This is a genomic window from Anaeromyxobacter oryzisoli (assembly GCF_022690765.1).
Classification (GTDB): domain Bacteria; phylum Myxococcota; class Myxococcia; order Myxococcales; family Anaeromyxobacteraceae; genus Anaeromyxobacter; species Anaeromyxobacter oryzisoli.
Map to the genome: position 1 here is coordinate 1 of NZ_JALCZA010000077.1, position 21,942 is coordinate 21,942.

The 21,942-nt window shown below is 74.9% G+C and carries 18 protein-coding genes and 2 pseudogenes; 11 read left to right on the top strand and 9 right to left on the bottom strand.

Annotation, left to right across the window (positions count from 1 at the left end; translation table 11 throughout):
- A partial coding sequence (locus MNZ27_RS18750; RefSeq protein WP_242395624.1) for a hypothetical protein occupies positions 1-489 on the top strand: 489 nt, incomplete at its 5' end.
- On the opposite strand, the gene MNZ27_RS18755 is transcribed toward MNZ27_RS18750, so the two are convergent.
- Entirely contained in the window at positions 486-2,363 is a 1,878-nt protein-coding gene (locus tag MNZ27_RS18755) for a glycoside hydrolase domain-containing protein (RefSeq protein ID WP_242395625.1), read from the bottom strand. The two genes, MNZ27_RS18750 and MNZ27_RS18755, sit on opposite strands and share 4 nt — an antisense overlap.
- Positions 2,364-2,625: 262 nt before the next feature.
- Here MNZ27_RS18755 and MNZ27_RS18760 point away from each other — a divergent pair, with 262 nt between their 5' ends.
- Positions 2,626-4,107 (top strand): ligand-binding sensor domain-containing protein, encoded by a 1,482-nt coding sequence (locus MNZ27_RS18760; protein WP_242395626.1) that lies wholly within the window; start codon positions 2,626-2,628, stop codon positions 4,105-4,107.
- 58 nt (positions 4,108-4,165) lie between these two features.
- Here the strand turns inward: MNZ27_RS18760 and MNZ27_RS18765 are convergent, their stop codons facing one another.
- Positions 4,166-5,962, bottom strand: a complete 1,797-nt coding sequence (locus tag MNZ27_RS18765; protein ID WP_242395627.1) for a DUF4091 domain-containing protein — start codon at positions 5,960-5,962, stop codon at positions 4,166-4,168.
- A gap of 518 nt (positions 5,963-6,480) precedes the next feature.
- Between MNZ27_RS18765 and MNZ27_RS18770 the strand changes: the two genes are divergently transcribed.
- The 4 genes from MNZ27_RS18770 (at position 6,481) to MNZ27_RS18785 (ending at position 11,321) form a co-directional block, all read left to right on the top strand.
- On the top strand, positions 6,481-7,317 hold the full coding sequence (locus MNZ27_RS18770; RefSeq protein ID WP_242395628.1) for a class I SAM-dependent methyltransferase: 837 nt from the start codon (positions 6,481-6,483) through the stop codon (positions 7,315-7,317).
- A 103-nt stretch (positions 7,318-7,420) separates the two neighbouring features.
- The gene (pgi, locus tag MNZ27_RS18775; RefSeq protein WP_242395629.1) at positions 7,421-9,061 is read left to right on the top strand and encodes a glucose-6-phosphate isomerase; all 1,641 of its coding nucleotides are present in this window, start codon (positions 7,421-7,423) and stop codon (positions 9,059-9,061) included.
- Between the two features lie 20 nt (positions 9,062-9,081).
- Positions 9,082-9,834 (top strand): ATP-binding cassette domain-containing protein, encoded by a 753-nt coding sequence (locus MNZ27_RS18780; protein WP_242395630.1) that lies wholly within the window; start codon positions 9,082-9,084, stop codon positions 9,832-9,834.
- Positions 9,831-11,321 (top strand): ABC transporter permease/substrate-binding protein, encoded by a 1,491-nt coding sequence (locus MNZ27_RS18785; protein WP_242395631.1) that lies wholly within the window; start codon positions 9,831-9,833, stop codon positions 11,319-11,321. The genes MNZ27_RS18780 and MNZ27_RS18785 overlap by 4 nt, the downstream gene beginning before the upstream one ends.
- 142 nt (positions 11,322-11,463) lie before the next feature.
- Here MNZ27_RS18785 and MNZ27_RS18790 read toward each other — a convergent pair.
- The 3 genes and pseudogenes from MNZ27_RS18790 to ybaK all read right to left on the bottom strand — a co-directional run.
- Positions 11,464-12,672: pseudogene (locus MNZ27_RS18790) on the bottom strand (MFS transporter); the annotation flags it as partial.
- A gap of 55 nt (positions 12,673-12,727) precedes the next feature.
- The gene (locus MNZ27_RS18795; protein WP_242395632.1) at positions 12,728-12,964 is read right to left on the bottom strand and encodes a hypothetical protein; all 237 of its coding nucleotides are present in this window, start codon (positions 12,962-12,964) and stop codon (positions 12,728-12,730) included.
- Positions 12,965-13,110: 146 nt separating this feature from the next.
- Positions 13,111-13,593, bottom strand: coding sequence for a Cys-tRNA(Pro) deacylase (gene ybaK, locus MNZ27_RS18800; protein ID WP_242395633.1), 483 nt, complete (start codon positions 13,591-13,593; stop codon positions 13,111-13,113).
- Between the two features lie 80 nt (positions 13,594-13,673).
- Here ybaK and MNZ27_RS18805 point away from each other — a divergent pair, with 80 nt between their 5' ends.
- A complete protein-coding gene (locus MNZ27_RS18805) occupies positions 13,674-14,027 on the top strand; it encodes a hypothetical protein (protein WP_242395634.1) in 354 nt (117 codons plus the stop codon).
- Here the strand turns inward: MNZ27_RS18805 and MNZ27_RS18810 are convergent.
- Both MNZ27_RS18810 and MNZ27_RS18815 read right to left on the bottom strand, forming a co-directional pair.
- Positions 13,922-15,787: a DEAD/DEAH box helicase gene (locus tag MNZ27_RS18810; protein ID WP_242395635.1), complete on the bottom strand. Its 1,866-nt coding sequence runs from the start codon at positions 15,785-15,787 to the stop codon at positions 13,922-13,924. The genes MNZ27_RS18805 and MNZ27_RS18810 overlap by 106 nt on opposite strands.
- 62 nt (positions 15,788-15,849) lie before the next feature.
- Complete coding sequence (locus tag MNZ27_RS18815) at positions 15,850-16,422, bottom strand: type 1 glutamine amidotransferase domain-containing protein (protein WP_242395636.1); 573 nt, start codon at positions 16,420-16,422, stop codon at positions 15,850-15,852.
- 232 nt (positions 16,423-16,654) lie between these two features.
- Between MNZ27_RS18815 and MNZ27_RS18820 the strand changes: the two genes are divergently transcribed.
- A complete protein-coding gene (locus MNZ27_RS18820; RefSeq protein WP_242395637.1) occupies positions 16,655-17,569 on the top strand; it encodes a hypothetical protein in 915 nt (304 codons plus the stop codon).
- A gap of 32 nt (positions 17,570-17,601) precedes the next feature.
- Here MNZ27_RS18820 and MNZ27_RS18825 read toward each other — a convergent pair whose 3' ends face one another.
- Positions 17,602-17,775 (bottom strand): hypothetical protein, encoded by a 174-nt coding sequence (locus tag MNZ27_RS18825; RefSeq protein ID WP_242395638.1) that lies wholly within the window; start codon positions 17,773-17,775, stop codon positions 17,602-17,604.
- 121 nt (positions 17,776-17,896) lie between these two features.
- Here MNZ27_RS18825 and MNZ27_RS18830 point away from each other — a divergent pair, with 121 nt between their 5' ends.
- Complete coding sequence (locus tag MNZ27_RS18830; protein WP_242395639.1) at positions 17,897-18,883, top strand: aldo/keto reductase; 987 nt, start codon at positions 17,897-17,899, stop codon at positions 18,881-18,883.
- A gap of 914 nt (positions 18,884-19,797) precedes the next feature.
- Positions 19,798-20,754: a peptidylprolyl isomerase gene (locus MNZ27_RS18835; protein WP_242395640.1), complete on the top strand. Its 957-nt coding sequence runs from the start codon at positions 19,798-19,800 to the stop codon at positions 20,752-20,754.
- Between the two features lie 55 nt (positions 20,755-20,809).
- Here MNZ27_RS18835 and MNZ27_RS18840 read toward each other — a convergent pair whose 3' ends face one another.
- Complete coding sequence (locus MNZ27_RS18840) at positions 20,810-21,547, bottom strand: DUF72 domain-containing protein (RefSeq protein ID WP_242395641.1); 738 nt, start codon at positions 21,545-21,547, stop codon at positions 20,810-20,812.
- A 150-nt stretch (positions 21,548-21,697) separates the two neighbouring features.
- On the opposite strand from MNZ27_RS18840, the pseudogene MNZ27_RS18845 reads away from it, so the two are divergent.
- Positions 21,698-21,942, top strand: a pseudogene (locus tag MNZ27_RS18845) (DUF2760 domain-containing protein); the annotation flags it as partial.

Consider the following 21,942-nt stretch of genomic DNA (forward strand, 5'->3'; position numbering starts at 1 on the left):
GCGCGGCCGCGCGGCCCCGCCGGCGGCAGCGCCCGCGGCCGCGTGGCGCGCGGCACGCGCCGCTCGAGCGAGCCTTCTCCGGCCCCGTGCTATCCTCCGCGCGTGACGCTGGACGAGCTGCTCTCGACGGATCCCGCGTGGCGGCCCGACTCCGCCGAGGAGTCCGGCTGGCGCGCGCGCGCCGCGGCGCCGGAGGCGTGGGAGGCGCTCCGGCGCGAGGTCCGCTGGTGGGACGCGCACCGCGCCGCCGTCGCCCGGGACTGGGCGCGGGTGACGGAGCTCGCCGAGGCGGGCCTCGCCGAGCCGTTCGGCGAGCGCGAGGCGATCCGGCTGGCCCTGCTCCATTGCCTGTCCGGCTCCCTCGAGGAGGCCGAGCACGTGATCGCCCAGGCGGTGCAGCTCGGGGCCTCGGCGGAGGACCTGCCCGGCCGCTTCGCCGCGCTGTGCGCGCGCGAGGGGCTCGACGCGGCGGCGGCGCGGTTCCGCTAGCGGCGGCGGTCGGAGGCGCGCGGTGCCAGGAGCCGCTCGATCCGGTCCGCGACGCGGCGGCGGGCGGCGTAGAGCGCCTCGGGCGACGTCGAGGTCACCCGATCGGCGGCGGGGAAGAGCCGCCGCGCCTCGTCGCGGGCGGCGCGCGGCTCGCCGAGCGCGGCGAGCAGGTGCAGGTACTCGTAGTCCTCCATCCCCTCCCGCAGCAGCTTCAGCCGGAGGGACTCCACCGGCACCCAGGTCCTCCCGCCGATGACGCGCGGGTCCCCCGGGTAGAACAGCGCGCCGTCGCCGTGTGCCCCGAACGCGCAGAGCCCGCCCGGCCGCCAGGCGCGATCGAGGTTCATCACCGCGTCGTAGTACAGCTCGCCCGCGAAGCCGTACCCGAACGAGAGCCACTCCATCGCGCGGGCCTGCACGGCCGAGGCGTCGACGGCGTACGAGGGCCAGCCCGCCGCCGCGCTGGATCCCTGCGCCGGGGCGCACTCGCCCTCCGGCTGGCAGCCGTGCGACATGCACGACTGGTACCACCAGAGCTCCTTGCCCGGCCGCGCGAGGAACTCGTCGTACCGCGCCCGCTCGCGCACGAGGCCGCCGCGATCGCGGCGCTCGAGCTGGTTCACGACGGGGCAGACGATGTCCACGTCGCCCCGCCAGCCGCACGCGTCCACCCGATCGAGGTCGGTCGTCACGAGGGTGCGGACGCCCGCGGCGTGCGCGACGGCGGCGCGGCTCCGCACCTGGGGCACGCAGGCGTGCGGCTCGTCGAACACCTGGTCGAAGAGCTCCTGCGGCCACCTCCGCGCCGCGAAGTGGGCCCGCAGCGCCGCCGTCCGCGCGCGGGTCCACGCCGGGTCGGCGTCGCGGCGATAGCCGCTGCGGAACGTGGTGAGGCGCGCGCCGCCGAGCGGCCCCGCGGTGTCGCCGGCGAGGAACGGCCCGGCGGTCTCGTCGAAGCGGCGAAAGCCGCCGTCCTGGGGGAGGGTGTAGTACGGCGTCGCGAGCGTCACGCGGTGGAGGAGGGCGGCGCGGGTGTAGAGGCGGACGAGGGGCGCCGCCGCGGCGTCCCCCTCGCAGAAGCGGGTGCCGAGGTGGGCGCGGCAGGCGACGTCCACCGAGAAGCCGAAGGCGGAGCGGAGCGAGGCGGTGGACGGGAGCGTGAACCGCCGGACCCGGAGGCGCACCTCGATCGCGGCGAGCGGGTCGCCGCCCGAACGCACCTCGACGACGCCCCGGTAGGGACCGGGGCGGGCGCCGGGCGGGACGAAGACGTCGATCCAGATGGCGCGCGCCTCGCCGGCGGGGACGTCGAAGGGGAACGCGCTCCGCCGCTCGCCGGCGTACCCGTCCACCTCGGCCACGAGCGCGTCGGGCCAGGCCGCGCGCTCCCCCTCGCCGCGCGCAGGGATCTCGTAGAGCCGCTCCGCGAAGAGCCGGAGGTTCGACGCCGCGATCCGCGCGCCGCCCGGTCCCTCGAGATCGCCGGCGCGGGCGGAGACCCGCGGGACCGGCTCGCCGCGCCCGGCGATCACGATCTGGAACGGCTCGAACTCGTTCCGCGCGGCGTCGAGCGCGATGGTGCGTGCGGCCGGAGGCACGGAGTCGGGGCGGATCTTCACGGTCCCGTGGGTCACCCCGACGGCGGCGCGTGCGAGGCCCGCCTTGGGCGACGCCGCGCGACGGCGGAGCGGGCCCTCGTCGTCGCGCCCCCTCGCGCGATCGACGGACCCGGCGGCGTGGGCGCCGGTCCCGGCGAGCGCCGCCACCAGGACGGCGAGCGCGCGGAGCGCCACCGCGCGCCGCACGGCGAGCGACGGGCCCGCCGCGGCTCCCGTGCGCGGGGGCTGCGCCGGGCGGTCTGGAGCGAAGGGCATCCGCCAGGACGCTCGTGTTCCCCTCTCCGGCGCGCGAGGCACCGGATGGGCCTCGCCCTCGGCGCCGCCCCGGCGGTTCGCCGGGCGGCGCACGTTCCACGGACGTGTCCCCGGCACCCCAGCCGCGGAACGCGGCTTCATCTCGAGCTTCATCTCGACGCCCCCTCCTTCGCCGCGCTGCGAAAGAAGGCGAAGGCGCGGCCGTTGGCGCACCGCTCGCATCGAGCGACGACCGCGCCGAGGCGGGCGCGCTGGAGGAGCCATGGCCGCTGGACGATCCGGGGCGTGCGCGCTGCTCGCGGGGCTGGTGCTCGCGGCGTGCGGAGGGGGCGGGTCGAAGACCGCCGCCGAGCCCACCCCGCCGGCGGACACGACTCCCACGCCGACCACGCCGACCCCGACCCCCTCCGGGTTCCAGTTCGGGACGCAGGGGCCCTGGCCGGTGGTGAACGTCACCTACGGTGCCCACGACGGGATCCGCGAGAGCCCGGTGGTGGCCCTGACCACCGACGAGGCGCAGAACCGGTGGCTCGCGACGCCCGACGCCCTCTACCTGCTCCGCCCCGGCGACACGGCCTTCCGGCGCTACGACGCGAGCGACGGGCTGCACCTCGCCGCGAACCCCGCGCATTACTGCAACGACCGGCCGATCCCGGTCACCCAGCGCTGCACCAGCGTCGAGAGCTGGGGCGCGGCGGTGGCGCCCGGCATCACCGCCCTCGCCGGCGGCGCGGCGAACGAGGTCTTCGTCGGCTACGCCGGCGCCCACACGGACAACGTGGACTGCAACAACGACGGGGAGCTGGCCGACTGGTGCGACCCGCTCCGGCACACCGGGAAGATCGACCGCGTGAGGTTGCAGGCCGACGGCTCGCTCCAGGTCGATCGGATGGATCTCGTCGCGAACCTGCACGGCGGCCAGTACTGGCACGACCGCTACGTGAACCGGCTCGTCTACGACCACCTCGCCCATGGGAAGACGCTCTACTCCGCGGAGGAGCACGGCGTGACGATCCTGTTCCCGGACCGGTACCGGCTGCCGAACCCGGGCCAGTGGTACGATCTGGCGTACTCGGAGTGGATGGGGGACCACCTGCACGCGCGGGTCTGCTTCGAGAGGCCCTGCGACTCGACCTCGTCGAACCAGCGGATGGGGGAGTGGCGCGGGCTCGCCCTCGACGCGAACGGGGACCTGTGGCACGCGGGCAAGTGGAGCGCGGGGCTCATCACCTGGGCGAGCGATCCGACCACGTGGTGGCAGCGCGCGGGGAGGGCCTACGCGTTCGCGTTCGGCGATCCGTACCTCGGCCCGGGCACCGGCAACCCCCCCGTGTTCGAGGTCGCGAAGGAGGGGCACACCGTGTACCTCTCCGCGGTCTCGGTCTGCCCGGACGGCAAGGTCTGGTTCGGGAGCCTCGGCGTGGCGGACGGCGTCCCGTACACGGTGGCGTCGTTCGAGGCGGGGAAGGGGTTCCAGTACTACGCGGCGACCGCGCTCGGGCTGCCCACCGCGGCGGTGAAGGATCTGGTCTGCCTCGCCGACGGGCGGCTCGTCATCGCGAGCTTCTCCCAAGGGCTCCTGCTCTGGGATCCGGCGACGAACGCGTCGAAGCCCATCCGCGCCGCGGGCGGCCTCATCCCCTCGGACGAGATCGAGTCGCTCGAGGTGGACCGGATGCCGGCGCCGTCCACGCTCCACGTCGCGACCGCCGGGGGCGCGGCGGCGATCCGGGTGCTGCCGTGAACGAAAGGGCCTCGGCGAGGGCGGCTCCCCGAGGCCCGAAGCCCGATCGCGAGGAAGCCTACCGGCTCCGCCGCCGCCGGAGCCGCAGCGCGCCGGTCAGGCCGAGGAGGGCGGCGAGGCCGAACCCGCCGCCCGTGCCGCAGCCGGCGCTCCCGGCGTGGACCGAGCCGACCGCGGCGATGCCGCTCGAGCCGTCGCCGGCGGCGCCGCCGGAGCCGGCGATGGCGCCGGCGCCGCCGCCGCCGCTGCGCTTCACGATGAGGGCGGCGAGCTGGGCGCGCGCCGCGAAGAGGTCGTCGGCCGACTTCGCGGTGTCGTACGCGTGCGGGAACAGGTTCGCCGCGATGGCCTGGGCGTCCGCCTCGCCGCCGAGGTCGGAGAGCAGCTTCAGGTACTCGTAGTCCTCCATGCCCTCCCGGATCATCTTGAGGCGGATGGACGCGACGGGGACGGGGTGCGAGCCGCCGATCCGCGCGGTCGTCCCGGGATAGAAGAGGGTGCCGTCGCCGTTGCCGCCGAACGCCCACTGCGAGGTCCACGGATCCGCCCGGAACGCCTCGACCGTCTCGTAGTACAGCTCGCCGGTGAGGTGATAGCGGAACGAGAGCCACTCCAGCGCGCGGTTGCGGACCGCGGTCGCGTCGATCGCGTAGCTGGGCCATCCGGTGAAGTAGAGGTCCGAGGCGCTCGGGTTACCGAAGTTCACGCCGCCGCCGCAGCCGTGGCTCATGCAGCTCTCGTACGTCCAGAGCTCGCGCTTCGCGGAGCCGGCGAGCCACGAGTCGTAGTTGCCGCGCTGCTCGCCGGTGAAGGTGCTGCCCGACTTGTCGTCGAGGTAGTTGATCACCGGGACGAGGATGTCGATCGACGAGAGGACGCCCTGGGCGGTCGCCTCCTGGATCGTGGTCGTCACGAGCGTGCGGACCGACGGGTTCGCGCCGTGAGCGGCGGCGGCGCGCGTCGGGATGTCGGACCAGGCGCAGGTGAGCGGTGGCTCGTCGCAGGTGTACTGGAAGAGCCGGTCGGACCAGCCCCGCTGGGCGAAGAACGGCGACCAGGTGCCGACGTCACCCATCATCTCGACCGCGGTCATCTTCGCGCCCGGGAGGTGCGTCGCGGCGGTGCCGTCGATCGAGGGGCCGTAGACGGACGCGAAGTGCGTCATGTCGTTCCCGCCGCCGTCGTCGATGTGCGAGAGGGTGAGGCGGTGGTCGAGCGCGAAGCGGTTGTAGAGGTCGCGCAGCGCGGCGATGTCGTCCAGGGACGAGACGCCGAACGCGGAGTTGAGAGCGCCCCAGGTGAAGCCGAACGCGGTCTTGAGGGACGCGCTCGAGGGGAGGGTGAACGGCCACACCGTGAGCGTCACCGGGACGTCCTTCGCGCCGCCGTCCCACGTCACGTGCACGGTGCCCGTGTAGTCGCCGGCCGCGGCGTCGGCGGGGACGAGCACCTCGACCCAGATCGCGCGGCTCTCGCCGGCGGGCACCGTGAACGGGAACGCGTTCCGGCGCTCCCCGTACGTCTCGTCCACGTCGGGCACGAGCCCGTCCGGGAACTCCCCGATCGCCCCGTCGGCGCCGGACGGGCTGGTGATGTTCATGAGCGCCTCGCGGTAGAGGCGGACGTTGCCGATCTTCCCGGGGCCGGTCAGGTCCGTCGCGGTCGCGCGCACGTTCGACGCGCTCCCGGTGACGACCACCTGGAACGCCTCGAACTCGTTCCTCGCGGCGGCGATCTTCGCCGCCGCGGTCGTGCGCGCGGACGCGTTGGCCTGGATCTTCTCGGTGGAGTGGGTCACCCAGACGTCGACCGCGGATGCGGCCGCCGGCGAGAACGTGGCAAGCGCTGCGAGCACGGCAAGAAGGCTCTTCACCAGGTCGCTCCTGTGCTCCCCTCCCGGGTCGCGACTTCGAAACGGAGGGTCGAGCGACCGAATTCCTTCACGCCTGGTGAGTAGGTGGACGCTGGCAGGCGCGTCCACCCGACGTGCGCGCATCCGTGACGGCGGCCGCCTACAGGCGGGGCCGGCAACCCACATCCGGGACGTCCGGATCGCGGCCGCGCAACTCCGCGCAATGCCAGGAGGCACCGCGCGTCCTCGGCTCGCGATGACGCGCGGGGAGGCGGGCGTAAAGGCGCCCGTCGGGGCGGCGCCATCACGGGCGAGCTGGCGATCGAAAATTATTGTTTGGGAACCGGGCCAGGCTGCGCGGCCCCGCCGGTCGACCGGGCGGAGTGGCGCCTCGCGGGGAGGCTGGCCGGTCGCGGGTCGCCGGCCCACGGTTCGAGTGCATGCTCGACGAACTCGCAGTCCCCCGCTCAGACGCCGCGCCGGAGCCCCACCGCAACGGCGTCACGCCGAGGAACGCGGCGGTGAGCCCCCCGCTGCGCCCTGCCGCGCCGCGTCCCGCGTCGTCCGGGACGCGCCCGCCCCTTCACCTGAACGACTACGCGGACCGGCTCGACCTCCTCGTCGACTGGATCGTCGCGACCGCGCCCGCGGGAGGGGCGTTCCTCGACGTGGGGGCGAACGACGGGAGCTTCTGTCCGCAGGTCAGGCGGATCGCGGCGCACGCCGGGCTCCTCGCGGGCGTCGATCCGGACGCCGAGCGGCTCGTGCGCAACCCGTTCCTGGCCGAGCGCTACGCGGCGACGATGGAGCGCGCGGAGCTCCCCGCCGGCCGGTTCGACTGCGTGTACGGTGTCTACGTGGCCGAGCACGTGCAGGCGCCGCGCCCGTTCCTCCAGGCGGTCCACCGCGCGCTGCGGCCGGGGGGCTCGTTCTTCTTCATCACGCCCAACGGGCGACACTACTTCGCGGCGATCTCGCGGCTGCTCGGCCAGCTCCACCTCCAGGAGCGCGTCCTCAAGCTCGTGATGCCGCCGGCGGGCGTGGACGCCTACCACTACCCCGCCGTCTACCGCCTGAACGACCCGCGCCGGATCGGCGCGCTCGCGCGGGAGGTCGGCTTCGGCGCGGCCGAGTTCCGGTACAGCGAGCGGCTCGGCGAGCTCGCCGCCTACTTCCCGGGGCCGCTCGCGGTGCTGCCCTGGCTGTACGAGCGGGCGGTGGCCCTCGTCGGGCGCGAGGAGTTGCTCGGGAACCTGATGGTGCGGCTGGTGAAGCCCGGGCCGGAGGCCGCGCCGTCCGTCCGGCCCCACGCCGCGCCGCCGGCCGTCGCCTCGGGCACCGCGCCGGCCCGCGCCTGAGCGTCCCCGGCGGGTCGCCGCGATTCACGACGACCCGCCGGGAGCCCGGTCGGCGCACGCCGGGGCGTCGCCAGGGGCCGAGACGCTGCGATAATGACCGTCCATGCCCATCGAACGGACCCCGCTCACCCGCACGCCCGCCTGGGCCAACCTCGCCGCCCACCGGGACGCCTCCCGGGGCGCGCACCTGCGCGAGCTCTTCGCGGCGGATCCGGCCCGGGGCGAGCGGCTCGTCGCCGAGGGGGCCGGGCTGTACCTCGACTACTCCAAGCAGCGCGTCACCGACGAGACGATGCGGCTGCTCGTCCGGCTCGCCGAGGAGCGCGGGGTCGTGGCCCGGCGCGAGGCGATGTTCGCGGGCGAGAAGATCAACGTCACGGAGCGGCGGGCGGTGCTCCACGTCGCGCTCCGGGCGCCGCGGACGGAGCGGATCCTCGTGGACGGGAAGGACGTCGTCCCCGAGGTGCACGCGGTCCTCGACCGGATGAGTGACTTCGCCGAGCGGGTCCGGAGCGGCGCGTGGACCGGCTTCACCGGGAGGCGGATCCGCGCCGTCGTCAACGTCGGGATCGGCGGCTCGGACCTCGGGCCGATGATGGCGTACGAGGCGCTCCGCCACCACGCGACGCGCGAGCTCGCGTTCCGGTTCGTGTCGAACGTGGACGGGACCGATCTGGTCGAGGCGACGCGGGACCTCGATCCCGCCGAGACGCTGTTCATCGTGTCGTCGAAGACGTTCACCACGATCGAGACGATGACCAACGCCGCGTCGGCGCGGGCGTGGCTCCTCGCGGCCCTGAAGGACGAGCGGGCGGTGGCGAGGCACTTCGTGGCGGTCTCGACGAACGAGGCGCAGGTCCGGCGGTTCGGGATCGACCCGGCCAACATGTTCGGGTTCTGGGACTGGGTGGGCGGGCGCTACTCGATGGACTCGGCCATCGGGCTCTCCACGATGATCGCGGTCGGCTCCGAGGGCTTCCGCGAGCTGCTCGCCGGGTTCCGCGCGATGGACGAGCACTTCCGGACCGCGCCCCTCGACCGGAACCTCCCCGTCCTGGTGGGGCTGCTCGGGATCTGGAACACCGACTTCCTCGGCGCCGCCACGGCCGCGATCCTGCCGTACGACCAGTACCTGCGGCGCTTCCCGGCCTACCTCCAGCAGCTCGCGATGGAGTCGAACGGGAAGCGGGTCACGCTCGCCGGCGCGAGCATCACGGACTACGCGACCAGCCCGATCTGGTGGGGCGAGCCCGGCACGAACGGCCAGCACTCGTTCTACCAGCTCCTCCACCAGGGCACGCACCTCGTCCCGTGCGATCTCGTCGGCTTCTGCCGGAGCGCGAACCCGCTCGGCAGGCACCACGACCTGCTCGTGGCGAACCTCCTGGCCCAGGGCGAGGCGCTTGCCTTCGGGAAGACCGCCGCCGAGGTCCGGGCCGAGGGGACCCCGGAGTGGCTGGTCCCGCACCGGACGTTCCCGGGGAACCGCCCCACCTCGACGATCTTCGCCGACGAGCTCCGGCCGGCGACGCTCGGGGCGCTGGTGGCGCTCTACGAGCATGCGGTCTTCACCCAGGGGGTGATCTGGGGCGTGGACTCGTTCGACCAGTGGGGCGTCGAGCTCGGGAAGGTGCTGGCGACGAGGCTCGTCGCCGAGATCGAGGCCGCCGCCGAGCCCGCCGCCGGCGCGCACGACTCCTCGACGAGCGCGCTGCTCCGGCGCTACCGCGCGCGGCGCGGCTGATGGTGAACGGCGGAGGTCCGGTGCCGCCGCCGCTCCTCGAGCTCGCCGCGGCCGTCAAGCGCTACGGCAACGGTGAGGGGGTGGGGCCGCTCGATCTCGAGGTCGCGGCGGGCGAGGCGGTCGCGCTGATCGGGCCGAGCGGGGGCGGCAAGTCCACGCTGCTGCGGCTCCTCCTCGGGCTCCTCGCCCCCGACGCCGGCGAGGTCCGGCTCGGGGGCGCGCCGCTCGCGGACGACCCCGCGGTGCGCCGCCGGTTCGGCTACGTCGTCCAGGGCGGCGGGCTCTTCCCGCACCTCACCGCGGCGGGGAACGCCGCGCTCGTCGCGCGCCACCTCGGCTGGGACCGCGGGCGGATCGCCGGGCGGCTCGAGGAGCTCGCGGGGCTGACGCGGTTCCCGCGCGACGGCCTCGCGCGCTTCCCGGCGGAGCTGTCCGGCGGTCAGGCGCAGCGCGTGAGCCTCATGCGCGCGCTCTTCCTGGATCCGGAGGTGCTCCTCCTCGACGAGCCGCTCGGCGCGCTCGACCCGATCACGCGCGCCGAGCTGCAGGACGACCTCCGGCGGGCGTTCCGGGAGCTCGGCAAGACGGTGGTGCTCGTCACGCACGATCTCGCCGAGGCGGCCTATCTCGCGCGGCGGCTCGTGGTGCTGCGCGGCGGGCGCGTCCTCCAGGACGGGACGCTCCGCGAGCTGGTGGAGGCGCCGTCCGACCCGTTCGTCTCGCGCTTCGTCCGGGCGCACCGCGCCCTGGGGCTGCCCGGGGAGGGCGCGTGACCGCGGCGCTCCTCGCGCTCGCGCTCGCGGCCGGGCCGGCCCCCGTCCGCGTCGGCTCGAAGGAGTTCACCGAGTCCGAGATCCTCGGCGCGCTCGCGACGCAGGTCCTCGTCACGGGCGGGGTCCCGGCGGAGCACCGGCGCGCGCTGGGCGGTACGCGGATCCTCTGGGAGGCTCTCCGCCGCGGCGACGTGGACGTCTACCCCGACTACACGGGCACCCTCGCCGAGGAGATCCTCGGCGGCGCGGTCGCGCCCGACGAGCGGGCGCTCCGGGCCGCGCTGCGGCCGCTGGGCGTGGGGATCACCGGGTCGCTCGGGTTCGAGGACACCTACGCGCTCGCGATGCGCCGGACGGACGCCGAGCGGCTCGGGATCCGCCGGATCTCGGAGCTCGTCCGCCACCGCGGGCTCCGGTTCGGCTTCACGAACGAGTTCATGGACCGGAAGGACGGCTGGCCCGCGCTCCGCGCCCGCTACCGGCTGCCGCAGCGGCGCGTCCGCGGGATGGCGCACGACCTCGCCTACGCCGCCCTCGCCGCGGGCGAGCTCGACGTCATCGACGTCTACTCCACCGACGCGGAGCTCCGGCGCCACCACCTCACGCTCCTCGAGGACGACCGCCGCGCCTTCCCGCCGTACCGCGCGGTGTACGTCTACCGCCTCGACCTCGATCCCACCGCGCTCGCCGCGCTGCGCCGGCTCGAGGGGCGCATCGGGGCGCCGGCGATGATCGACCTGAACGCGCGGGTCCTCCTCGACCGGGCGTCGCCGGAGGCGGTCGCGGGCGGCTTCCTCCGGGCGGCGCTGGGGCTCGCGCCGGAGGTGCGCGTCGAGGGACGCCGGGAGCGGATCCTGGCCCGGACCCGCGAGCACCTCGCGCTGGTCGGCACCGCGCTCGCGGGGGCGATCGCCGTCGGGGTCCCGCTCGGCGTCCTCGCCGCGCGCCGCCGGCGGCTCGGGCGCGTCGTGCTCGGCGTGGTCGGCCTGGTCCAGACCATCCCGTCGCTGGCGCTCCTCGTCTTCATGATCCCGCTGGTCGGCATCGGCGCCGGCCCGTCCATCGCCGCGCTGTTCCTGTACGGGCTCCTGCCGATCGTCCGGAACACGCACGCCGGCCTCACGGGGATCCCGCCGGAGCTGGCCGACTCGGCCCGGGCCATCGGGCTCCCGCCCGGGGCCCGCCTCCGGCTGGTCGAGCTCCCCCTCGCGGCGCCGGCGATCCTCGCGGGGGTGAAGACCTCCGCGGTCATCGCGGTGGGCACCGCGACGCTCGGCGCGCTCGCGGGCGCCGGCGGCTACGGACAGCCGATCCTGGCCGGGATCCGGCTCGCCTCGATCCCGCTCATCCTCGAGGGCGCGATCCCCGCCGCGGCGCTGGCGCTCGCGGTCGAGGCGGCGTTCGACGCCCTCGAGCCGGTGCTCGTCCCGCGGGGCCTGCGACGCGGCCCACCGGCGCCGCCGGGGGGCTCCCGCGCACGCACATGAGGTAGGCCGCGAGGGCGCCGGCGGCGGAGAGCGCCGCGCACGTCGCCATGGCGCGGCCGTAGCCCGCGCCGAGCTCGCCGCGGGCGAGATCCCCCGGGCCGATCCCGCCCGCGAGGGGCAGCACCGCGACGGCGAGCAGGCCCGAGAGGCGCGCGGCGGCGTTGTTCACCGCCGAGGCGATCCCGGCGCGCGCCTCGGGGACGGCGGCGAGGGCGGTGGCGGTGAGCGGCGTGACGGTGGCGGCGAGCCCGGCCCCGAGGGTGACGACGCCGGGCAGGACGTCGCCGGCGTACCGGGCGCCGGGGCGGATCCGGGCGAGGAGGAGGAGCCCCGCCGCGGCGAGGAGCGGGCCGGCGACGAGCAGGGCCGGGACGCGGCGCGGGGGGACCCGACCCGCCGCGGGCGAGAGGGTCACCATCAGGACGGTGATGGGCAGGAGCGCGGCGCCCGAGGCGAGCGGCGACCACCCGAGCCCGGCCTGGAGCTGGAGGACGAGCAGGAAGGCCGCGCCGCCCAGGCCGAAGTAGACGGCGAGCGTGACCAGGTTCGCGCCGGCGAACGCCCGCGCCCGGAAGAGCTCGAGCGGGAGCATGGGCTCGGCCCGCCGCGCCTCCAGCACGAGGAAGGCGCCGAGGGCGGCGACCCCGAGCACGAGGAGGATCGCGGTCTCCGCCGGCGGCGCGCCCTCGGTCGCGGCCACGAGCGCCCGGACCGTCGCGCCGAGGCCTAGGGCGACCAGCGTGGCTCCGGCGAGGTCCGTCCGGCCCGTGGCGGGGTCGCGGGACTCCGGCACGAAGCGGAGCGTCGCCCAGGCGGCGACCGCGGCCAGGGGCACGTTCACGAGGAAGATCGCTCGCCACGAGACCGCTCCGGCGAGCCAGCCGCCCGCGAGCGGGCCCGCGGCGGTGGCGAGGCCGGACAGGGACGCCCAGGTGCCGACCGCGCGCCCCGCCTCCTCCGGACGGAACGAGGCCCGCAGGATCGCCAGGCTCCCCGGCACGACGAGCGCCGCGGCCAGCCCCTGGAGGGCGCGGAAGAGGACGAGGGTGGCGGCGGTCGGCGCGGCGCCGGAGAGGGCCGAGAACGCGCCGAAGGCGACCAGCCCGGCGGCGAAGATCCGGCGCCGCCCGAGGCGATCGCCGAGGGCGCCGCCCGGGAGCAGGAAGGCGGTGAGGGTGAGGAGGTACGCGTCCACCGTCCACTGCAGCGCGCCCAGCCCGGCGCCGAGGCCGCGGCCGATGGCGGGGAGGGCGACGTTCACGATGGTGCCGTCGAGGAAGGCGACGGAGGATCCCAGGACCGTGGCGACGAGGACGAGCCGTCCCGCGCGCGTGCCGGCCGCGACGTGCATCGGAGCTCGGTCTCCCAGGCGCGGCGCGCCGCGCCTGGGAGGGCGGGGCGATCGATCAGCGGAACCCGATCACCGCCGGCGCCACCCGGCGCGAGCTCTCCCCCGGCCGGAGCTGCAGGCCGGCGCCGAGCTGGCTCAGCGCGCCGACGTGCGCCGCGAGGTGCTTCAGCCCGGCGGGCAGGGGATCGAGCGGCCGCCGGGCCGCCCGCCGCGTCGAGACGGCCACGACGACGACGAGCCCCAGGGCGGAGGCGAGCAGCGCGAGGAGAGCGTAGACGGCGATCCCGGTCATGGTCCCTCCGTGCTGGGCAAGGGGCACGGCAGGGAAGCAACATGCACCGCGGGAAGGCGGAAGGCTCCGCCCCGGAAGGAGAGCCCGCCCGGCGAGGGGCCCGGGAGCGCGGGACCCGCCGGGGGGGCGCTCCTCGTGGGCCCGGATCAGCCCTCGATCCCCACCTCGACGAGCGTCGGCGAGAGCACCTTCACGAGGTCGGCCGGCGCCATCCCCACGAGGAAGCCGCGCGCCCCGCCGTTCACGTAGACCCTCGGGACGTCCAGGATGGTCCGCTCGAGGTACACCGGCATCGCCTTGCGCGTCCCGAACGGGCTGGTCCCGCCCACCAGGTAGCCCGAGTGGCGGTTGGCCACCTCCGGCTTGCAGGGCTGGATCGACTTCTTCCCGAGGACGCGCGCGAGCGCCTTGGTGGACACCTCGCGATCGCCGTGCATGAGGACGACGAGCGGCTTCCCGTCCTCGTCCTCCATCACGAGCGTCTTCACCACCGCGTGCTCGTCCACGCCCAGCTCGCGGGCGGACACCGCGGTCCCGCCGCGATCCTCGTAGCGGTACGGGTGCTCCGTGAAGGCGATCCCCTTCTCGCGCAGGAGGCGTATGGCGGGGGTCGAGTGCGTCTTGCTCATGGCTCGAGTATCTCCGTCCGCGCCGCGGAGGGAAGGGCCCGGTGGTCCGCGCGGTCGCCGGCGCGTGCTACCGTTCCCCCATGAACGGAGACCGCGCGTCGCTGCACGTCCTCGCCTTCGTCGTCCGCCTCGTGGTCTCGGCCGGGGTGCTGTGGCTCGCCGTGGAGTGGGTCTCGCCGGGGAACCCGGCCAACACCTTCGGCCGGGCGGTGGCGGTGTCGATCGTCCTCTCGATCGCCTACTACGTGACGCTCGCGCGGTTCCTCTGGTTCCTGATCCTGCCGTGGCTGCTCTACGTGTTCGTCTGGCTCGCGGTCGTGATGACGAGCTACGGCCTCGGCTTCTTCCACTCCCTGCTCCTGGCGCTCGCGCTCGCCTTCCTGTCGTGGCTCGTGTCGGTCTTCCTCGGGATCCGGACCTTCCGCTCCGAGTGAGCGACGCCCACCCGCTCGGCGTGGCCGGTGCCGGACCGCGATCCGTAACCAGAGGGCCGCGACGACGGGCGGTGGCCGCCCCCGCGGAACGCCTGCGCCTCGCCGCCGGACCTGGCGGTCAGGGGCTCGATGCGCACCCCGGGCGCGCGGGGATCCGGCTTGCGCGCCGCGGCGGCGAAGGCGGCGGCGCGCTCCCGCGCGATCTCGAAGCGGGTCTCGCGCTCGTCCACGACGATCTTCCCGATGGCGTCGCGGGTGATGCCGCCGCGCCGGCAGAGCAGGGGGAGGATCCACCGCGGGTCCGCGTTCCGCTCCCGGCCGAGCGTGACCCTGAACCACGCCACCTCGGTCGGGGGGCCGCCCCGCGCCTTCCGCTCGCGCGGCGGCGCCGGCCGCTCCCGCGCCGCGACGGCGGTCTCGGGCAGCTCCTCCGGCTCCGGGAGGCGCGCCCGCTTCTCCCGCACCAGCGCCGCGGCGACGAGCAGCGGCTCGCGCCCTTCGAGCAGCCGGGCCGCGGCGGCGCGCTCGTCGTCGGTCGCGTCGGTCGCGAGCGCGTCCACCTCCGCCGCCAGCCGCTCCGCGTCGCTCGCCCGGATCGTCTCGGCGGCGGGGACCGCCGACCAGTCCGCGTGGACGTTCGCCTCGCGCAGCATCCGCTCGAGCCGGAACCGCTCGCTGGGCGCGGCGAGGAGGACCGCGACGCCCTTCCTCCCGGCGCGTCCGGTCCGGCCGCTCCGGTGCAGGAGCGCCTCGGGATCGCGGGGGAGGTCCCCGTGCACGACGAGGCCGATACGCGGCAGGTCGAGGCCGCGCGCGGCGACGTCGGTCGCGACCAGGGTGCGCGCCCGGCCGTCGCGGAGCGCCTTCAGCGCCTTGAGCCGCTCGGCCTGGCTCAGCTCGCCGGAGATGGCGACCGCCGAGAAGCCGCGCTCCTCGAGGGCGGCGGCCGTGTGGTTCACGGCCTCGCGCGTGCCGCGGAAGACGAGGGCGCTCGGCGGCGCGACGGCGCGGAGCACGTTCACGATCGCGAGCTCCCGCTCGGCGGGGGCGACGAGGTGCGCCCGGTACTCGATGTCGGCGTGGGCCTCGCGCGCCGGCGTCGCCGCGACCCGCACCGCCTCCCGCGTGTAGCGCCCGGCGAGCTCCACGATGGGGCGCGGGAGCGTCGCGGAGAAGAGGATCGTCCGCCGGCCCGGCGCCGCGGCGGCGAGGAGCGCCTCGAGCTCGTCGCGGAACCCCATGTCGAGCATCTCGTCGGCCTCGTCGAGGACGAGCGCGACGAGGGCGGAGAGGTCGAGGGCCCCGCGGCGGTGGTGGTCCAGGAGGCGGCCCGGCGTGCCCACGACGAGGTGGGCGCCGTGCGAGAGGGCGCGGGCCTCGCGGCGCGCGTCCATGCCGCCGACGCAGGCGACGACGGTCGCGCCGGTGTCCGCGAGCAGCCAGGCGAGCTCGCGCTGCACCTGGAGGGCCAGCTCGCGGGTCGGGGCGACGACGAGCGCCTGCGGCACGCCGGCCGGGCCGAAAGTGGCCGCGTCCCCGAGGAGGGCGTCGGCGAGGACCAGGCCGAAGGCGACGGTCTTGCCCGAGCCGGTGCGGGAGGAGACGAGGAGGTCCTTGCCGCGCAGGTCGGGCGAGAGGACCGCCGCCTGGACCGGCGTCGGCTCGGCGTAGCCCTTGCGGGCGAGGGCGTGGGCGAGGGCGGGATGGGCGCCGGCGTCGGCGAACGACGCGGCCGGCTCCGGCGAGGACTCAGGAGGCATCACGGCGGCGTTGTAGCAGGAACGCCGGCGCGGCGCTCGCCCGGGCCGGCGGGCGCACGCCCCTACGGCTCGGGGGCTGGCGGCTCCGCGGCGCGCGCCCGCTCTTCCGGGCGGGACGTCGCGGCGCGCGCGACGTGCTCGAGCAGCGCCCGCGAGAACGCCTCGAGGTCGCCCGGCTTCCTCGAGGTGATGACGTTCTCGTCCTCGACCACCTCGCGGTCCACCCAGCGGGCGCCGGCGTTGATGAGGTCGGTCTTGAGCGACGGCCAGGAGGTGACGGTCTTGCCGTCGATCGCGTCCGCCTCGACGAGCATCCACGGTCCGTGACAGACGGCGGCGACCGGCTTCCCGGCCACGAACATCGTGCGGACCAGGCGGACCATGTCGAGGTCGGTGCGCAGGCGATCCGGCGAGTAGCCGCCCGGGACGACGATCGCGTCGAACTCGTCCGCGGACACGTCGCGCGCGGCCGCGTCCGTCGTGAAGGTCTCCTGTCTCCTCTTGCCCTGGATCTGCTTCCCCTTCTCGAGCCCCACGAGCACGGTCTCGTGACCCGCCTCGCGGGCGCGGTCCCAGGGGATCCGGAGCTCCGAGTCCTCGAACTGATCGTCGGCGATGAAGGCGATGCGGGCCACGGGGACCTCCCATCGCCGCAACGTTCGCCACCCCCCGGCCGCGCGCCAAGCCGCTGGAGGCGAAAAGTTTCGCCGCTCGGGGGGCGCCACCGCCGCGGGGGAGCGCGAGGCGGCCCGCACGTCGGGCCGGGCCGTGGCCCGCCGGCTGTGGCCCCCGCTGGCGCTTGGCCCGGAGCGCGAGGCGGGGACAGATTCGGGGCGTCGCACCCGCAGGCTCCGGGAGGAAAGGACCATGCACGGTACTCGCTTCTGCACGGCAGCCATCGTGGCGCTCGCCGCCTTCTCCACCGTCCGGGCGCAGTCCGACGGGGACGTGCCCATCCTCGCTGCACACGGGGTCTCCGACTGGCCCACCGCGGTGACCAAGCGCCCGCTCACCCTCGGCGCCGGCATGGCCGAGCTGGTCGTCCCGGTGAACATCAACATGTCGAGGAGCACGGAGGGCAAGCCGGTCTCGATCAACCCGAGCCTCTACTTCGGGATCACCGACCGATGGATGATCGGCGTGCGGCACTTCGAGGGCTTCTGCGTGAGCGGGAAGGCGAACGGGTGCGCCAAGGTCTACAACGACGTCAGCGTGGACACGCTCTTCTCGGTCGGCCGCGCGGCCGGCATCGACCTCGCGCTCGGGCTCGCGGTGAACTACGCGCCGATCGACCCGTCGGCGTGGAGCGGCGAGGCCCGCGTGGTCGCCCGCGCCGGCGGCGGCGCCCTCGCGTTCACGGTCGCGCCGACGATCAACTTCGGCCTGAGCAACCGCGAGTCGCGCGCGAAGCGGGCGGCCACGCAGTTCGACATCGGCGGGACCTACAACCTCGTCCTCCCCGTCCCCGACCGGAAGCTCGGGGTGCCGCTCACGACGGCGGACGCGGAGAACCGGGAGTTCCTCTCGATCCCCGGGACGATCCAGCTCCAGCTCGGGCCGAACCTCGCGGTGTCCGGGGGCATCGCCATCGAGGGCCCCGTCGATCCGTCGGTCGGGAACTTCGGCGACTTCTATCGCGTCCCGGTGAGCGTGGCCCTGACGATCACCCCGATCCGCTGGATCGACCTCGGCGCGAGCTTCACCTTCCCCGACCTGATCGGGAAGACCTCGCACAACGAGGACTTCCGGACGCTCGGGGTCTTCGCCGCGTTCCGGATCTGATCGAGGGCCGCGTCACCTCGACCGCGGCCGCGTCAATCGCCGCACAGCACGCCGGTCACCATCACGGCGAGGAAGACCGGGACGAGCGCGGCGACGATCCCGCCGACGACGAGCCCCGCGACGGTCGCCCACCGTGCGGGGCCGCGCGGCGGGAGCGGCGCGTCGAGGGCGAAGGGGTTCTTCTTGCGCAGGATCGGGTGTGGCACGCCTCCATTGTACGCCGAGCGCCGGCCACGTCACAGTGGCGGGCGCTCGCCGTGCTCGGGACGAGCGGCCGGCGCGGTGCGCCGCTAGGAGGAGCGGAAGACCACCCGAGGAGGCGAGATGATGGAACAGCGGAAGCTGGGGATCCAGGGGCTCACCGTCTCGGAGCTCGGGCTCGGCTGCATGGGGATGAGCGAGTTCTACGGGGCGGCGGACGAGCAGGAGTCCGTCGCCACGATCGACCGCGCGATCGAGCTCGGCGTCACGCTCGTCGACACGGCGGACATGTACGGTCCGTTCAAGAACGAGGAGCTGGTCGGCCGGGCCATCCGCGGCCAGCGCGACCGGGTGGTCCTCGCCACGAAGTTCGGCAACGAGCGCACGCCGGACGGGGTGTCGCTGGGCGTGAACGGCAGGCCCGAGTACGTGCGGAAGGCCTGCGACGCGTCGTTGCGGCGGCTCCGCGTGGACTGGATCGACCTCTACTATCAGCACCGCGTCGATCGGGACGTGCCCGTCGAGGAGACCTTCGGCGCGATGGCCGAGCTGGTGCGGGCCGGCAAGGTCCGGTGGCTCGGGATCTCGGAGGCGTCCCCGGCCACCATCCGGCGCGCCCACCGCACCCACCCCATCTCGGCGCTCCAGACCGAGTACTCGCTCTGGTCGCGCGACCCCGAGGACGAGATCATCCCGACCATCCGCGAGCTCGGGATCGGCTTCGTCCCCTACAGCCCGCTCGGCCGCGGCTTCCTCACCGGCCGGTATCGCCGCCCCGAGGATTTCCCGCCCGGCGACTTCCGCCGGAGCTCGCCGCGGTTCCAGGGGGCGAACTTCCAGAAGAACCTCGATCTCGTGGACAAGATCCAGGAGATCGCCCGCGAGAAGGCGGTGAAGCCCGCCCAGCTCGCCCTCGCGTGGGTGCTCGCGCAGGGGGAGGACTTCGTGCCCATCTTCGGCACCACCACCCGCGCACACCTCGAGGAGAACCTCGCGGCCGCCGAGATCGTCCTCACGCCCGAGGAGCTCGCGCGGATCGACGCGGTGGCCCCCAAGGGCGCCGCCGCTGGCGAGCGCTACGCGCCGGAGGGGATGGTGCGGGTGAACGTATGACGGCGCCGCCCGCTTGCGCCGAGCGCCGCAGCCGCTCGATACGAGTGGGAGGCGCCCCGAGGCGCCGGCGGGCCGTGCGAGCGTGACCGTGGGCGGTGCGCGGCGGCTCGGGCAAGGACCGCGTCTGCGGCCGGATCCGCGCGATGACGTCGCACGTGCAGGTGCAACGGCCAGGCGACTTTCCGCTCCGAGTAGGTGCAGCCGTTTCAGGTGACGCCTTGGTAAGATACTGGCCGGACGCGGGATGGAGAGGCCCGCCAAACGGCCGGTTCGGGCGTGCATCCTGCGAGTCGACGATCCATGGATACGTCACCATTGGTCAATGATGAGAAGGTGCGGGTTTCTGGTGTGCGACCCGTGGGAATTCGGAACGGAGTGCGGTGTAGGCCCGTTTGGAGCCGTGATCGTGGCAGCTTGGCGAGACGTGCTTCTCCTCCGGCTCGAAGCGCCGATCGAGTACCGTGGGGCTCGATTGGTTTGCGTCGTTGCGAAGCCTCGGCACACCTCGGATACAACCGAGTCGTTGGTGTCGGCGGGCACTCTTGCCGCCAATTTCAGCTTTCTCTGCACGGTGGTGACGACCGAGTCGCAGCTCGATGACCAAGCAAAAGCCGGCATGGTTCCAGCCACCGGCAGTGTCGAAAGGCGAACCGGCTCGACGCGGTGATCGACGGCGGCGGACGGCACGTGACGAGTTCCTGTACGGATGCCGCCGGCGAGCGGATCGCGAAGCTCGGGCGCGGGGAGTCGATCACGGTGTGGCAGCTCCGGGCGGATCTCCGTGCGAGACGCGATGAGCGAGGGAGCACTGCCGGTCACTCATGGCGACGTCGAGTCGTTACGCACCGTGTACGCCGCCGGTCTCCGGTGTAACATGGCCGTCTTCCCGTTTCGGCCCTGCCCCGGAGGCCTCGATGACCCCGAAAGCCCGCATCGCTCTCTCCGCCGTGATCCTGGTCGCCCTGGGCGCCGGCGCGGGGTTCGCGACGGGTCGCGCGTCGAGCCGGCGCGGCCTCCTCGCCTCCCGGGACGCCGCCGGCCCGGCGGTGGCGGAGTTCCGGGGCTGGTCGCTGCCCGCGGCGATGGTCGCGAAGGAGCTCTCGACGCAGCCGGCGCGCGTGAAGGAGGCGCTCCGGTCCCCGGCGGCACGGAAGACCTACGTCGAGGGCGTCACCCGCACGGCCCTCTTCGCGCGCGAGGCCGAGCGGCGCGGGCTCCAGCTCGATCCGGACTTCCTCCGCCGGTACGAGGAGGAGCTCGCGAAGACCTTCATCGAGAGGGAGCTCGAGGCTGCGCAACGGCAGGGCGCGCCGACCGACGAGGAGGTCCACCGCTGGTTCGAGGAGAACGCCGCCGCGCTCGGGCGCCCGGAGCGGGCGCGCATCGCGACGGTGGCCTATCTCGCCGGCGACGCGGACGCCGCGGCGCGGGCCGACAAGCGCCGCGCGGCGGAGCGTGGGCTCGCGGCCGCGCTGCGGCGCGCCGCCGACCCCTATGCCTTCGGGGGGCTGGCGCGGACGGAGAGCGAGGACCTGCAGGCGCGGGCGACGAACGGCGAGCTGCCGTTCGCGACGCGCGAGGAGCTCGCCCAGCGGCTCGGTCCGGAGCTGGCGGAGGCCGCCTTCGCCGCGCGCGAGGCGGGCACGGTGGTGCCGCGGGTCGTCGAGACGCAGCGGGGCTTCTACGTGGTGAAGCTCCTCGGGCGGGAGGCGGCGTACGCGCCCGCGTTCGAGGACGTGAAGGACGCGATCCGGAGCCGCCTCGCGGCGGAGCGGCGCGCGAAGGCGTACGAGGCGCTCGTCCAGCGGGTCTACCGCGAGGCGGGCGTACGGTTCGACGAGAAGGCGATCGCGGAGCTGAAGATCGAGTAGCGGCGGCGTCGCGCGGGGCGTTGGTGCGCCGAGGGCGGACGGGACGCGCCGCTCCTCACGGCCCGGTCGGCGCCGCGCCTGCCCCCGCCGCCACCGCGGCGCCGGCGAGCTCGGCCATCGCGAGGGCCAGCGCCGGACCGCGCGCGCCGTCCTCGTGCTTGAAGAAGACGAACGCGTCGCGCCACGGCTGCGCCGCGAGCCGGCCTGCCCAGGCGCGGAGCGCGGCGGGGTCGTAGTCCGGCCGCCGGAGCCGCAGGTATCCGAACGGCGCGGTCGCGACGAGCGGCGTCTCGCGCTCCTCGTCCTGCGCGACGCAGAGGGCGGCGCCGCGGTCGGCGAGGAGCGCGAACGCGTCCTCGGCGAGCCAGCTCGGGTGACGGAACTCGAACGCGTGCCGGCCGCCCGGCGGCAGGAGCGCGAGGAAGTCGCGCAGGCGGCCGAGGTCCTTCTTGAACGTCGGAGGGAGCTGCCAGAGCATGGGCCCCAGCGCCGGCCCGAGCTCCGCCGCGCCGTGCAGGAAGTAAGAGACCGTGTCGTCCGCGCCGGCGAGCCGCTGCATGTGGGTGATCCGCTGCGGGGCCTTCAGGGCGAACACGAACCCGGGCGGCACCTCGGCGCGCCAGCCGGCGAGGGTCCCCGGGCGCGGCAGTCGGTAGAAGGTGTTGTTCACCTCGACCGCGGAGAGGCGCGCCGCGTAGTACGCCAGCATCCGCGACGAGGGGAGGTGGGCGGGGTAGAAGGGTCCCTTCCACGCGGCGTAGCTCCACCCGCTCGTGCCGGTGCGGATCGCCATGCCGTTGGACTAGCCGGGCGTCCGCGCCGGCGCGCGTCTCAATCGCGAGCGTGGGCGTGCCGGGTCGCGCCCGGCGGCCGCTCCATGCCTCGTTCGGTGCGCCCCGTATCGGGGCTCGTCCCGCGCCCGGCGCTCTGCATTGATGAGTTCATGCCAGATACCGAGCTGACCCCGTGGCAGCGCCTCGTCCTCGCCTTCTGGGCGCTGTTCGCGGTTCTCTTCCGTGCGGAGGTGGCGCGCGAGGTCGCGCTCATCCGCGAGCGCCGGCGCACGTCGCTGCCGACGCCGAGCCCCGACCAGCGCCCGGAGTTCGCGCCGGCCCCGCCCACCACCCCGGCCCCGCCGCCCGCCCCCGGGCCGAAGGCCGCGGCACCCGCCCCGGCCGCCGTTCCCCC

Bases quoted from the DNA above. Each gene is read 5' to 3' on its own strand.
- MNZ27_RS18840 (WP_242395641.1), bottom strand. From the start codon at position 21,547: ATGGCGATCCGCACCGGCACGAGCGGGTGGAGCTACGCCGCGTGGAAG.
- MNZ27_RS18805 (WP_242395634.1), top strand. From the start codon at position 13,674: ATGAACGGAGACCGCGCGTCGCTGCACGTCCTCGCCTTCGTCGTCCGC.
- MNZ27_RS18830 (WP_242395639.1), top strand. From the start codon at position 17,897: ATGGAACAGCGGAAGCTGGGGATCCAGGGGCTCACCGTCTCGGAGCTC.
- MNZ27_RS18835 (WP_242395640.1), top strand. From the start codon at position 19,798: ATGACCCCGAAAGCCCGCATCGCTCTCTCCGCCGTGATCCTGGTCGCC.
- MNZ27_RS18820 (WP_242395637.1), top strand. From the start codon at position 16,655: ATGCACGGTACTCGCTTCTGCACGGCAGCCATCGTGGCGCTCGCCGCC.
- ybaK (WP_242395633.1), bottom strand. From the start codon at position 13,593: ATGAGCAAGACGCACTCGACCCCCGCCATACGCCTCCTGCGCGAGAAG.
- MNZ27_RS18760 (WP_242395626.1), top strand. From the start codon at position 2,626: ATGGCCGCTGGACGATCCGGGGCGTGCGCGCTGCTCGCGGGGCTGGTG.
- pgi (WP_242395629.1), top strand. From the start codon at position 7,421: ATGCCCATCGAACGGACCCCGCTCACCCGCACGCCCGCCTGGGCCAAC.
- MNZ27_RS18795 (WP_242395632.1), bottom strand. From the start codon at position 12,964: ATGACCGGGATCGCCGTCTACGCTCTCCTCGCGCTGCTCGCCTCCGCC.
- MNZ27_RS18755 (WP_242395625.1), bottom strand. From the start codon at position 2,363: ATGCCCTTCGCTCCAGACCGCCCGGCGCAGCCCCCGCGCACGGGAGCC.
- MNZ27_RS18810 (WP_242395635.1), bottom strand. From the start codon at position 15,787: ATGCCTCCTGAGTCCTCGCCGGAGCCGGCCGCGTCGTTCGCCGACGCC.